The sequence below is a fragment of the Mesorhizobium prunaredense genome, from assembly GCF_900156895.1.
GTDB lineage: Bacteria > Pseudomonadota > Alphaproteobacteria > Rhizobiales > Rhizobiaceae > Mesorhizobium > Mesorhizobium prunaredense.
Genome location: NZ_FTPD01000006.1, coordinates 90,464 through 103,260, shown reverse-complemented (window position 1 = coordinate 103,260; position 12,797 = coordinate 90,464). Strand labels below are relative to the sequence as shown.

12 protein-coding genes are annotated in these 12,797 nt (G+C 63.8%); 7 read left to right on the top strand and 5 right to left on the bottom strand.

Going from position 1 to position 12,797, the window contains the following annotated elements; all coding sequences use genetic code 11:
* Nucleotides 1–79: 79 nt before the first annotated feature.
* A complete protein-coding gene (gene gcvA, locus BQ8794_RS06230) occupies nucleotides 80–1,054 on the bottom strand; it encodes a transcriptional regulator GcvA (protein ID WP_077374488.1) in 975 nt (324 codons plus the stop codon).
* A 226-nt stretch (nucleotides 1,055–1,280) separates the two neighbouring features.
* Here gcvA and speB point away from each other — a divergent pair, with 226 nt between their 5' ends.
* The 4 genes from speB (at nucleotide 1,281) to BQ8794_RS06210 (ending at nucleotide 4,550) form a co-directional block, all read left to right on the top strand.
* A complete protein-coding gene (gene speB / locus BQ8794_RS06225; protein WP_077375134.1) occupies nucleotides 1,281–2,342 on the top strand; it encodes an agmatinase in 1,062 nt (353 codons plus the stop codon).
* A gap of 76 nt (nucleotides 2,343–2,418) precedes the next feature.
* Nucleotides 2,419–3,216, top strand: coding sequence for a transporter substrate-binding domain-containing protein (locus BQ8794_RS06220; protein ID WP_077374487.1), 798 nt, complete (start codon nucleotides 2,419–2,421; stop codon nucleotides 3,214–3,216).
* A 21-nt stretch (nucleotides 3,217–3,237) separates the two neighbouring features.
* Nucleotides 3,238–3,906: an amino acid ABC transporter permease gene (locus BQ8794_RS06215; RefSeq protein WP_077374486.1), complete on the top strand. Its 669-nt coding sequence runs from the start codon at nucleotides 3,238–3,240 to the stop codon at nucleotides 3,904–3,906.
* Entirely contained in the window at nucleotides 3,903–4,550 is a 648-nt protein-coding gene (locus BQ8794_RS06210) for an amino acid ABC transporter permease (protein ID WP_077374485.1), read from the top strand. The genes BQ8794_RS06215 and BQ8794_RS06210 overlap by 4 nt, the downstream gene beginning before the upstream one ends.
* A gap of 338 nt (nucleotides 4,551–4,888) precedes the next feature.
* On the opposite strand, the gene BQ8794_RS06205 is transcribed toward BQ8794_RS06210, so the two are convergent.
* On the bottom strand, nucleotides 4,889–6,826 hold the full coding sequence (locus BQ8794_RS06205; RefSeq protein WP_244554877.1) for an adenylate/guanylate cyclase domain-containing protein: 1,938 nt from the start codon (nucleotides 6,824–6,826) through the stop codon (nucleotides 4,889–4,891).
* A gap of 189 nt (nucleotides 6,827–7,015) precedes the next feature.
* On the opposite strand from BQ8794_RS06205, the gene BQ8794_RS06200 reads away from it, so the two are divergent.
* Nucleotides 7,016–7,351: a TetR/AcrR family transcriptional regulator C-terminal domain-containing protein gene (locus BQ8794_RS06200; RefSeq protein WP_167378651.1), complete on the top strand. Its 336-nt coding sequence runs from the start codon at nucleotides 7,016–7,018 to the stop codon at nucleotides 7,349–7,351.
* A gap of 441 nt (nucleotides 7,352–7,792) precedes the next feature.
* Nucleotides 7,793–8,158: a hypothetical protein gene (locus BQ8794_RS06195; RefSeq protein ID WP_077375128.1), complete on the top strand. Its 366-nt coding sequence runs from the start codon at nucleotides 7,793–7,795 to the stop codon at nucleotides 8,156–8,158.
* A 41-nt stretch (nucleotides 8,159–8,199) separates the two neighbouring features.
* Here the strand turns inward: BQ8794_RS06195 and BQ8794_RS06190 are convergent, their stop codons facing one another.
* Nucleotides 8,200–9,603, bottom strand: coding sequence for an MATE family efflux transporter (locus tag BQ8794_RS06190; protein ID WP_077375124.1), 1,404 nt, complete (start codon nucleotides 9,601–9,603; stop codon nucleotides 8,200–8,202).
* A gap of 304 nt (nucleotides 9,604–9,907) precedes the next feature.
* Here BQ8794_RS06190 and BQ8794_RS06185 point away from each other — a divergent pair, with 304 nt between their 5' ends.
* Nucleotides 9,908–10,486 (top strand): histidine phosphatase family protein, encoded by a 579-nt coding sequence (locus BQ8794_RS06185; protein ID WP_077374484.1) that lies wholly within the window; start codon nucleotides 9,908–9,910, stop codon nucleotides 10,484–10,486.
* A gap of 31 nt (nucleotides 10,487–10,517) precedes the next feature.
* On the opposite strand, the gene BQ8794_RS06180 is transcribed toward BQ8794_RS06185, so the two are convergent.
* Nucleotides 10,518–12,104, bottom strand: a complete 1,587-nt coding sequence (locus BQ8794_RS06180) for an FGGY-family carbohydrate kinase (protein ID WP_077374483.1) — start codon at nucleotides 12,102–12,104, stop codon at nucleotides 10,518–10,520.
* Nucleotides 12,101–12,784 (bottom strand): HAD-IA family hydrolase, encoded by a 684-nt coding sequence (locus tag BQ8794_RS06175; RefSeq protein WP_077374482.1) that lies wholly within the window; start codon nucleotides 12,782–12,784, stop codon nucleotides 12,101–12,103. Before BQ8794_RS06175 ends, BQ8794_RS06180 begins: the two co-directional genes overlap by 4 nt.
* Between the last annotated feature and the right edge of the window lie 13 nt (nucleotides 12,785–12,797).

The following is a 12,797-nucleotide window of genomic DNA, read 5'->3' as shown; positions in this document are numbered from 1 at the left end:
TGAAAGCGCCCCCGCTTTGCGGGCTGGCCCGACAAAAAGAAGAGGCTGCGGCAAGCGCGCTGCTTCGGCTGCTGCAGCCTCAGGACGCGATCTTGGCGCCGATCACTCGCAGCGCCGGACGCTTCCTGCGGATGCCGATGCGGCCCGCCACCGGCGCATCGGCGCGGCCGTCGGCCTGCTCCTTTTCGGCAAACAGCCAGTCGATGAACAGCTGCACGATCGGCGCCGACCTCATCTCGTTGCGGCAGACGACATAGAAATCGTCGACCGCCGGCACCGACAGGCTGAACGGCGCGACCAGCAGTCCCCTGGCAAGCAGTCCACTTGCTGTCACTGTATCGCCAAGCGCCACGCCATGGCCGTGAACCGCCGCCTCGCTCGCCATGCGCGCGTCGCCGAGATGATGGCGGCGGCCGCGCTCCAGATCCAGCGCATCGGCGGCGGCCAGCCAGGTGTGCCATTCGCGGCCGTCGTCGCCGTGCAGGAAGACGTGATCGGCGAGATCGCGCACGGTGCGGATCGGACGGTTGTTGATGAGCGTCGGGCTGACCACCGGGAACAGTTCGAGACCCGACCATTTGCGCATCCAGCAATCGGTCCAGCTGCCGTCGCCATAATGCACGCAGATGTCGATGTGCGGCGCGCGGATGTCCTTGGCGTCATTGGATGGGATCAGCGTCAGCCTGATATCGGGATATTGCGAAGTGAAGCTGCCGAGCCGCGGGATCATCCACAGCAGCAGCAGTGCCGGCACGCAGGAGACCGAGAGTGCGCCGGTGCTCGCCGGCCTCGTCATGCGCTGCGTGGCGGCGGCAATGCCGTCGAAGGCGGTCGACACCGCCGGCAGCAATTCGGCGCCGTGCGGCGTCAGCTTCACCCGCTGACCGGCGCGCTCGAACAGCTTGACGCCCAGCGACTGTTCGAGCGCCTTGATCTGATGGCTGACGGCGCCGTGGGTGACGTTGAGCTCAGCCGCCGCCTTGGTCAGCGAGGCATGGCGCGCCGTCGCCTCGAAGGCCCGCAATGGATTCAGGGGAGGCAGACGCTTGGCCATCGGAGCCTCAAAGGAACACGATCCCCGGAACTGGGACCCGGTTCTGGATAAGATCGTGCTCGACATTAATGTGAGATTTTCTCACAGCGAACACCCTAACAATATCAATTGATTTTTCAATGCGGCTGCACGACACTTTGGCTCGTACAGCATCAAGACGTGAAATCCGCAGGCAGCCGGCGCGACCGTCATCGATGGCCGCACTGCTCCAGCCATGGGGACCGACATGGGTTATAACAGCGGTAAGCTCGAAGCGTTGCGCCGCAAATATGGCGAAAGCCATGGCGGCGAGATGTTCGACCCGAAATTCCGCCGTGTCGCCGACAAGATCTTTTCCAAGAGCGGCACGCGGCTGGCGCCCTATTCCGGAATCCCGACCTTACTCAGCGCGCCTTACCGGGAAATTGCCGCCGACAATCCTGATTTCGGCGATCTGCAGGTGGCGATGATCGGCGTGCCGATGGACCTTGGCGTGACCAACCGGCCGGGCGCCCGCTTCGGGCCAAGGGCGCTGCGCGCCATCGAGCGCATCGGCCCCTACAACCACGTGCTGGAGTGCGCGCCGACACATGAGCTGAAGGTGGCCGACATTGGCGACGTGCCGTTCCAGAGCCGCTACCGGCTGGAAACCAGCCATGACGACATCGAGCGCCGGACGAACCAGATCGTCGATGCCGGCGTCGTCCCGCTTTCGGTCGGCGGCGATCATTCGATCAGCCATCCGATCCTGAAGGCTGTCGGCAAGAAAGCGCCGGTCGGCATGATTCATATCGACGCCCACTGCGACACCAGCGGCCTGTTCGACATGACCAAGTTCCACCATGGCGGGCCGTTCCGCAATGCGGTGCTCGACGGCGTGCTGGATCCGTCGCGCACCATCCAGATCGGTATCCGCGGCTCGGCCGAGTATCTTTGGGAGTTCACCTACGAATCCGGGATGACCGTGGTGCATGCCGAAGAGGTGACCGGCCTCGGCATACCAGCCATCATCGCGAAGGCGCGAAAGATCGTCGGTGACGGCCCGACCTACGTGTCCTTCGACATCGACAGCATCGATCCGGCCTTCGCGCCGGGCACCGGCACGCCGGAAGTCGGCGGGCTGACGACGCGGGAAGTGCTTGAACTTCTGCGCGGCCTCAAAGGGCTCAACATCGTCGGCGGCGACGTCGTCGAGGTGGCGCCGCAGTATGACGCGACCACCAACACCGCCCATGCCGGCGCGCAGGTGCTGTTCGAGATCCTCAGCCTGATGGTGTTCAGCCCGGCGATCTCAGGCAAGGGAGGTTAACGCACATCCAAGGCGACCGCCGCGCTGGAGCCGGCGGCCGCATTCAAACAAACAAGCTTCCAGCAGGGGAACGACAATGACATTTCACATGAAATCATCCATCGCCGCCGTGCTGATGCTCGCCGGCCTCGGTCTTGCCACCCAGGCCGCCAATGCCGACGCGCTCGACGACATCACTAAGGCCGGCGCGATCAATGTCGGCATTTTCTCCGACTTTCCGCCCTTCTCCTCGGCCAGTGCCGATATGAGCATCAAGGGCTATGACATCGACGTGGCGCAGTTCATCGCCGACCAGCTCAAGGTCAAGCTCAACCTGGTCAGCGTGACCGGGCAGAATCGCATCCCGTATCTTACCGACAAGCGCGTCGATATCCTGATGAGCGTCGGCTACTCCAAGGAACGCGAGCAGGTGATCGATTTCGCCGCCGCCTACGCACCCTATTATATCGCCGTGATCGGCCCGGCCGCGCTCAAGGTCGAAGGCAAGGACGACCTCGCCGACAAGTCGATCGCCGTCAACCGCGGCACGCTGGAAGATACGTCGCTGACCGAGGCGGCACCCGCCTCGGCCGACATCCGCCGTTTCGACAACTACAACTCCGTCATCCAGGCCTTCATCTCGGGTCAGACCCAGCTGATGGTCGTCGGCAACGATGTCGGCGCCCAGGTGCTCGCCCGCCAGGAGGCACTGAAGCCGGAACAGAAGTTCCAGCTTCTCACCTCGCCCTCGCATATCGGCCTCAACAAGAACGAGGACCGCCTGAAGCAAGCGGTCAACAACGCGGTCGCCAGGATGCTGGCCGACGGCAAGCTGGACGAAAGCTCGAAAGCCTGGCTCAAAACACCGCTCAATCCCGATAACCTCAAGGATTGATCTCCGGGGTAAGGACCTATCATGGGCTACAGCCTCGACTTCGGCTGGCTTGCCGATGCGATAGGTGCGATCGCGCGCGGGGCGGCCATGACGATCCTTTTGATCGCCGTGACCACGCTCGCGGGAACGTTCCTCAGCATCCTCGGCGCAGCAGGGCGGCGAAACGGCCCCTTGCTGCTCAAGCGGGCAATCGGCGTCTATGTCGAAATTATCAGGAACACGCCGTTCCTGGTGCAGCTGTTCTTCATCTTCTTCGGGTTGCCCAGCATAGGCGTGAGGCTCGATCCGCTGCTGGCCGCCATGCTGGCAATGACGCTCAACATGGCGGCCTACACGATCGAGATTGTCGGCGCCGGGCTCGACGCGGTGCCGCGCGGGCAGACGGAAGCAGCACTGGCGCTTGGCCTCAGGCTGCGTCAGGTCTTCGTCAAGATCGTGCTGCCGCAAGCGCTCAAGGTGATCTATCCGGCGCTGACCAGCCAGATCATCATCATGATGCTGGAGTCGGCCGTCGTGTCGCAGATCGCGGTGCGCGAACTGACCTACGAGGCCGACATGCTGCAGGCACGCACCTTCCGCGCTTTCGAGACCTATTTCGTGGTGACGATGGTCTATCTCGTTCTTTCCGTGGGGCTGCGTCGGCTGCTGGTCAGCGGCGGCCGCCGCGCTCTGGGAGCCGGCGTGTCATGATCGAATTCACCTTCTGGGATATTGTCCGCAACCTTCTGCTCGCCGCGCGCTGGACGGTGCTTCTGTCGCTGGCGGCTTTCGTCGGCGGCGGCGTGGTCGGGATGCTCGTTCTGTTCTTCCGGATTGCCAAGAATAAATGGGCGCGGCGCCTGGCCTCGGGCTACATTGCGCTTTTCCAGGGAACGCCGCTGCTCATGCAGCTCTTCCTGATGTTCTTCGGCCTGCCGATGCTGGGCTTGCGCATCGAACCGTGGACCGCCGCAGCGCTTGGCCTCACCTTCTTCGCCAGTGCCTATCTCGCCGAGATCTGGCGCGGCGGCGTCGATGCGCTGCCGCGCGGCCAGTGGGACGCCGGCGCCAGTCTCGGCCTCCACTACCTGCAGGAACTGAGGCTGATCATCCTGCCGCAAGCGTTTTCGATCACCCGCGCCCCGACCGTCGGTTTCCTGGTGCAGCTGATCAAGTCGACCGCGCTGACCTCGATCATCGGTTTCGAGGAACTGGTCAGGACATCCAACGCCATCAACAATGCGACCTTCGAGCCGTTCACCGTCTATGGGCTGGTCGCCTTGATCTTCTTTGTCATGTGCTTCCCGCTGACGCAATATGCACGCAGGCTAGAACGCGCGACGGCTACAAACTAGGGATCTGTCTCTGCGGTCAGCGCTCGAATGTCTCCTTTGGGTCAGAACTGCCGTTCACCTCACCAACGTCCGGTTCTGACCCGAAGCGGCCCTTCCTGGACCGAATTTCCTTCCCGGAAGCCGACGTTCACCAGAACCACCAGTCTTGACCCCAAACCGGTCCTTGCTGGGCCGATTTGGCGGCTCGTAAGCGGACGTTGCCCGGACCCAGCGACTTTGCACCGTTCCTGCCGTTCCAATTGAAATCAGCTACGGCGCTAGGTGACCCGGCTCCAGTCATTCCCAAAGCCGGCGGCTTCTTCAAGCCGCCGATCAGCGGCATGGAAGTGGCATGTTACTCAGCCCGCTTGGGCGCGGTGAACGTCCATAGGGGGCGATGCTGACGTCGCGACTTTGCCAAGCTGGAAGACCTCCGTCGCCTCGCCGCGGCCGCGCAGCCGGTGCTTGCCCGCCGGGATCCTTTCGAACCTTTCGTCGAGCCGCGACGCGGTCTCGCCGGAAATGGCGATTGCGGCGGTGGCGCCCGGTTCGAGCTGCTTGCCGAGGTCCTGCAGCCGCTGGCTGACGTTCACGGTGTCGCCGACGATCGTATAGTTGACGCGGTCGGATGCGCCGATATTGCCGACGATGACGGAGCCCGTGTGGATGCCGATGCGGACATGAAGCGGAGGCCGGCCTTCGCCAGCCGCTTCCAGATTGTCCTTGTCCAGCTCCTCGCGGATGGCCGCGGCTGCGCGGACGGCCGCGGCGGCATGGCCCTTCAGACGATCCGGCGCGCCGAAGAACGCCAGCATGCCGTCGCCCAAGAACTTGTCGACAGTACCGCCATGTGCATCGACCGCGCCGCACAGGATCGCGAAGTGGTGGTTCAGCAGCCTGGCCGCGGCGGCGGCGTCCATCTGCTCCGACAGCGTGGTGAAGCCGGCGATGTCGGTGAACATGACGGTGACGACCGCTTCGCGCGGTTCGGCGATGCCGATCTCTCCGGTGCGCACCAGCTTGGCCACCAGCGAGCGCGGAATATAGGTCGAGAATGCACGCAGACCGATCAGCATGGCATTGAAGGCCGAAGCCTGGTTGTCCAACTCCAGCACCCTGCTGCGCGGCAGGGGGGTCACGCCGTCGAGATCGAAATCGGCGACGCGCGTGGCCTGGCCGGCAATCGCCTGGATCGGGCGCGACAGGCGCTTGCCGAGAAGAATCGCGACGATGACCGCCACCGCCATCGCGCCAAGTCCAAGCATGGCCGATCCCATGACGCGCTCGATTTCGTCACCGATCTGACTGGTCTTGAAATATGCGCCGAGCGTCCAGGGCCGGTCGCCATAGCCGGTGATCTCACGGGTAATAGCGACGTAAGTGTTCTCTCCGTCCCATGACGTCGAACCGTCCTTGTCGTCAACCTGGATTTCGGCAACCTCGATATCGCGGGTACGCTGCATGCTGAACTCCGCTTCCGGTTTGCGCGCCTCATATCCGGCGAGAACCGGATCGCCGAAATTGGCGAGCGGCGTCAGCGGCAGGATGCCGTTCTTCAGCGCATCCGGGGAAGCCAGCCGCTGGTCCGCCAGGATGGATCCGTCGCCATCCAGAATGAAGGCATGCGTGCCGAAGCGCGACGACAGTTCCTGCGTGATTTTGGACAAGTTCTGCAGTTCCACCGCGGCGATCACCCAGGCCTTCGTGGCGCCATCGCGTGACAGCGGCGCCGAGACGTTGGCGAACAAGCCATATTCGTTGGCCACGAAGGCGCCCCACCGGCGTCCGTCGACTTGCTGGCGCTCTTCAAGAACGGCGCGCACTTGCGGCGATTTCTCGGTCTCGGCGGGGAGTTTCCGGATCGTTCCGGCAGGATATTTGGCGTCGTTGTCCCCGGTCACCGCCGCCCCCCTGCAAATCAGGTCGGGTGTGCAGATCAACATTGCGTTCACCCCCGGCGCTGCCGCCAGCGCACTGGCAAGTGCCGCCGACATCGCCTCGTCGTCGATCTGGAACTCGCCCTGCTTGTAGAGCTGCGCGACGCCGTCCACGGCGCTCTCGGCGCGCCCCATCTCGGCGCGCAGCAAATCCTCCATCGCATCGATCAGGAGCGTCGACTGAGCGCCGAGCAGGTCGAAAGTGTTGCGAAGGTTGGCGCCGACCGACAATGCGAGCACGCCGCCGACCGACAGGAACACGAGGCTGCCGAAACTCATCGCCATGATGACTGCAATGGGGATGCGACGCCGCTTCTTTTCGGGGCGGACCAGACGCACTGGTTGTGCGGACGTGCTCATGCAGTCAATGTCATAATGCGCCACCGCATTGCAAGCCCGGTGACGGCTTTAAGGAGAGGACGCGCCGAAGCATTCGCACCAATGTGGCGCCGATGTTTCCAGCGCCGATGATTCCGATCCTCATAGGGGTGTTCCTTTCGTAAATATGGAAGAGCGCCCGCCTCAGTCGCGGACGCGGGCGCCTCGAAGATGCGCCCCTTTCTCGCGCAGTGTCGAGAGTGTCAACTCCCGGAAAGGCGCATGCACGACATGATCGTCGCCGCCATGCAGGAGAACCGGGCGATCATCAAGGCGCATATCGAGCGAATGGTGACGATCTTTGAGGCGATCATTCGCGAGGGGACCGAGGCGGGCGAACTCAAGGTCGAGGACCCGGCAGAAGCGGCGCGTGCGGTCAACGCCGCGTTCACGCCGTTCTTCCACCCGGTTCTGATCGAGCACTGCGTTCAACACGGCGAAGACACCGAAGATGGCCTGCGCGCGCAGATTCGCTTTATCCTGAAAGCTCTCGGCAAGTCGGCCTAAGGCGCAGCGTGCCATATATGCAGGCACTGTGGTTCCGGAGAAGGGCGCGCGAACACAAGGTTTGCGTCGAAGGCCAACCCATCTTCAAAACCACGGCGCAAACGTTGCACGCGGCGCTGGCCGAACAGGGATAACCTATGTGCAGGAAGAGATGGCAAAACCCTACCTCGTGCATATGCTCTGACCAGGCGGATCCGGGCGGCCATACCGTCCGACAGTCGGCTCAGGATCGCCGGCAGCCGTAGCGCGAACGTCAGGTTTGGAGGAGGGCTACGAATGACTGGAATTGGGTCAAAAGCAGTCATTGGGGATTATCCGGTTCCGCGTTGTGAAAAAACGATTGGTGACGATAACCGTGTTTCCGGCTGCCTCTTCGGAGCTATCTTCTTGTTGGAAGAAGTGTTCTGTGTACTCTCACAATGCTTTATCAAGGGCTTAGGGATGAGAATTGCAATGTTCGTCGCGTTGGCCGCGACAGCGGCTGGATGCGCGACCTCTCCGGTCGACTATGGAGCGTCGCTTTCGAAGCAAGACCGGAAATGGGCGTCGCCGGAATGCCAGCAAGCCCGCATGGAGGCTTCGGACTACGACGCTCGCGAAAAAAAGCAGCCGGGTTGGGGAACCGGCGTCTTTCTTGGCCCGTACGGATTGGGGCTCGCAGCAGCCATCAAGGAGCACCAGCAGAAGCAACGAAAATTGTTCGCCCGCGCGGTGCACTTGCGGTGCTCAAGCCTTCCACTGCCAAAGGCGTTGCAAAGCGACTTAAGCCCACAGGCCGCGACTGCAAATCAGACGAAATATCCATAGATGTCAGGACCCCGCCCTGCTTCGTGACGAAGCCGTTTGCTTCAATGCCCAAAGGAGAGCGGCGGCGCGATACGATCCCGCCGCAGCCAGCGCGCCAGGAGCAGCGCCGCCACCACCGCGAGCCCCAACGACAGGCCGATCCAGATGCCGACGCCGTCGAGCCCGGAATGGAAGGCGAGCAGCACGCCGAGCGGCAGGCCGATGCCCCAATAGCCGATCGCGGCATAGATCATCGGCACCTGGGTGTCGTGCAGGCCGCGCAGCATGCCGGCGGCCACGGCCTGGGCGCCATCGAAAATCTGGAACAGCGCGGCAAAGGCCAGGAACGACACGGCAAGCCCGATCACAGTGGCATTGGCCGGGTCGCCGAGATCGATGAAGGCGCTGATCAGCAGCTGCGGCCACAGGATCATCACCAGCCCCATCAGCGCCATGAATGAGACGCCGATGACAAAAGCGGTCCAGCCGGCGCGGGAAACCCCTTCCGGATTGCCGGCGCCATGGGCGAGCCCGACGCGCACCGTCGCCGCCTGGTTGAGGCCAAGCGGCACCATGAAGCTGATCGAAGCGATCTGGATGGCGATGGCATGCGCCGCGAGCGAGGCGGCGTCGATCAGGCCCATGAGAAGGGCCGCCGCGTTGAAGATCGTCACCTCGAAGGCGAGGAGGCCGGCGATCGGCAGGCCGAGCCGCAGCAGGCCCTTGAAGCGCGGCCAGTCGGCCCGCCAGAAGCGCCCGAACAGCTGATAGCGGCGAAACTTCGGTTCAAGCATCACCACCGCCGCCATGCCGGCGAACATCAGCGTGCTGGACAGCGTGGTGGCGAGACCCGAGCCGGCGATGCCCATCGAAGGGGCGCCGAGATTGCCGAACATGAACACCCAGTTGAAGAACACATTGCAGGCGACGGCAACGAAGACGATGACCAGCGCCCAGCCTGGCCGCTCCAGCGCCGAGATGAACGAGCGCAGGACGATATAGCCATAGAACGGCAGCACCGCCCATTCGAGCCAGCGCAGGTAGATGCCGGCCTGATGCGCCAGCGCCGGTTCCTGGCCCATGGCCAGCAACACGGCCTCGCCGTACCAGAGAAATATCCAGATCGGGATTGAGATGAGGATCGCCAGCCACAGCCCCTGCCGCACGGTGCGGCGCAGATCGCGCACCGAGTGGCGACGGCGGCCGAGTTCCGTGGCGATCATCGGCGAGGTCGCCAGCATCAGGCCGAGCCCGAAGATCAGCGGCATGAAATAGAGGTTGGCGCCGAGCGCGCCGCTGGCCAGCGTGTCCGGGCCCAGCCGCCCCATCATCATGACGTCGGTGGCGGTCATCGCCGTCTGGCCGAGATTGGTCAGCACCATCGGCCAGGCGAGCGCCAGCGTCGCCCTGATTTCCTGACGCCAAAGATTTTCCGGCGCGCGCGCGCCGGCTTCGATCGCAGACATTTTTTCGCCTATCCGATTGCGGCGCGTCGGCAAAAAGGGCCGGAAGCCGCGTCTCAGCGCGGAAAATGGCCGTGATCGGTCCGGATTCCGCATTAACAGCACGGCTTGTCCACGAAACGGGCAGCTGTGGCAAGGGGGCTGGATCAGGGGAGCATTGAGCCAGCATGGAGTACGGTCTCATTCCGCCCATTTGGGCCGCCTATTTGGTCCGCCTGTTTGGAGAGAGCGCAGAAGCCGCTATGGTTGTGTCATTCGCCGATCTGAAGAGCGGTCATCATATCGAATCCATCGAAAGGGCATGCGGATGAGCGCGTTTCCCGAAATCTACCTGGTTCGGCATGGCGAGACGGAATGGAGCGCGTCGGGAAAGCATACCGGCCTGACCGACATACCGCTGACGCGTGCCGGCGAGGCGGTCGCCGAGCGGGTCGCTGAGCGGCTGCAGGGCCTTTCGTTCCAGGCAGTCTGGTCGAGCCCGTCGCAGCGCGCCTTCAAGACCTGCACGCTGGCCGGTTTCGGTTCGGCCGGCGTGAAGAAGGCCGATCTGGCGGAATGGGATTACGGCGCCTACGAGGGACTGACCACGAAGCAGATCCTCGTCGCGCGCCCCGGCTGGCGTCTTTTTCGCGATGGCTGCCCTGACGGCGAGGCGGCAGAGGATGTCGGCGCGAGGGCGGATCGGATCGTCAATGAATTGCGCGACGTCAACGGCAATGTCCTGGTGTTTTCAAGCTCGCATTTCCTGCGGGTGCTGACGGCGCGCTGGCTCGGCCTGCCGCCGCAAGATGGCGCGCTGTTCGTGCTGGATACCGCCAGCACAAGCGTGCTCGGTTATGAGCACGACCTTGGCGAGCCAATTATCCGGCGGTGGAACCAGAGATAGCAGACGCATTGCAGGGTTGTTCGCGCCGCGGCTACCTGATCGCGTCCAGCGCCTGCCGCTGCCGGTGCATCTCCAAAAACACCCGGTAGTCGCGGTCGAACCGGCCGGCGATCGCCGAATTGGGCTCTCGCGTCTTGCCGCCTTGCTGCATGGCGACGCAGGCGGCGTTCAAATCGGGAAAAAGCCGGGCGGCGGTGGCGGCGATCATGCCGGTACCGAGCAGCACCGCCTCATCGGCCAGCGGCTCGACCACCGTGCAGCCGGTGGCGTCGGCATAAAGCTCCATCAGCAGCGGGTTTTTGGTGTGACCGCCGGTGACATGCAGCGTGTCGATCAGATAGCCGTTCTCGTTCAGCGCTTCCAGCACATGGCGCACGCCGAGCGCAATGCTGACGGCGGTGCGCCAATAGAGCTTGCACAGGCTGTCGAAGGAGGAATCCAGGGTCAGCCCGCTGATGACGCCGACGGCATGCGGGTCGGCGAGCGGCGAGCGGTTGCCGTGGAAATCCGGCAGCACATGCAGCCTTCCGGCCAGATTTTCGCCCTCTGTGACGCGCAACTCGACAACGCGCCGGGCAATCCTGGCGTGCATGGCGGCGTCCGGCTCGCCGCCGGCGCCGTGCCAGCGGATGATGTGATCGAGCAGCGCGCCGGTGGCCGATTGGCCGCCTTCCGACAGCCAAAGCCGGGGAAGCGCCGCGCCATAATACGGGCCCCAGACACCGGCAAAGGGCTGCGGGTCGGGCGACATCGCCATGACGCAGCTCGAAGTGCCGGCGATCAGCGCCAGATGCCGGCCGATGTTGATTTCATCACCAGCGAAGCCGCCGAGCACGCCGAGCGCGCCGGCATAGGCATCGATGACGCCGGCGCCGACCCGGCATTGTCCGGTCAGGCCAAGCTCGGCTGCGGCTTGCGCGCTCAGCCGGCCGATATCGGCGCCGACCGGGCTGGCCTTGTCAGGCAGATTGCCATGCTCGAAAAGATCGCCGAGCCCGACGGCCTGGAAGAAGTCGTGCCGCCAGCCGGTCTCTTCATGCGCCAGATAGGTCCATTTGGCGGTCAGCGTGCATTGCGAGCGGGCGAGCGAACCGGTTGCCTTCCAACTGAGAAAGTCGGCGAGGTCGAATAGATAGCCGGCTTCGTTCCATGTTCCGGGCAGGTTGCGCTTCAGCCACATCAGCTTCGGCGTCTCCATTTCCGGCGACATGACGCCGCCGATATAGTCGAGCACGGCGTGGCCGCTTTCGGTGCATTCATCGGCCTCGGCAATGGCGCGGTGATCGAGCCAGACGATGGTGTCCCAGCGCCTTTCGCCTGATACCGACACGCTGAGCTGGCCACCATCCTTGCCCCGCACCACCAGCGAGCAGGTGGCGTCGAAGGCGATGCCGACGATATCCTGCGCGGCCACGCCGGCTTTTTCGCGGGCGGCGCGCACCGCAATGCAGACCGCCGACCAGATATCCTGCGAATCGTGCTCGGCGTGATCGGCCTTTGGCCGGTTCATGACGATCGGATGCTCGGCGCGGCCGAGCAAGGTGCCTCTGGTGTCGAGAATGCCCGCACGGGCGCTCCCGGTGCCGACATCGACCGCGCAAACGAAACTGTTCGTCAAAATGTTCTTGCTCTCGCTCCCAGGCCTGCAATCAGATCGGGCAATTGCAGCATGTCAGCGAATATAAAGTCCGGCTCACTCGACGCAAGCCGCGCTTTCAGTGCCGGATTACCGGCATGCGAGCCGCCGGTGAAGGCGAGGACGCGCATGCCCGCCGCCCGTGCCGCGGCGACGCCGACGGGGCTGTCCTCGACGACGAGACAATTTTGCGGGATCGCCCCCATCTTGGCGGCTGCGTGGAGAAAAAGGTCCGGCGCCGGCTTGCCCCGTGCCACCATGGCGGCGCTGAACAGATGCGGCTCGAGCAGCCCGAGCAGCCCGGTGACGTCGAGCGCATAGCGGATGCGATCCAACGTGCCGGAGGAAGCAACGCAGCATGGCACGGTAAGCCTCGGCAAAACCTGGCCGATGCCGGGGATCGGCTTCAACTCGTCGCGAAACTTGCGCCTCAGCCCGACGCGCATCTCGCTCAGGTGCTGGTCGGTGATATCAAGTCCGAAGTCGCGACCGAGGATTTCGCGAACGCTTTTCATGCTCTTGCCGAGGAAATGCTCATAGGCGGCATCCTCGCTGACACTGCCGCCGGCAAGCGTGATCATGCCAAGCAGCGCCGAAACGGACAGCCCCTCGCTGTCGACCAGCACGCCGTCGCAGTCGAAAATGACCAGGTCAGGCGTCATTGCAGGACCCTCA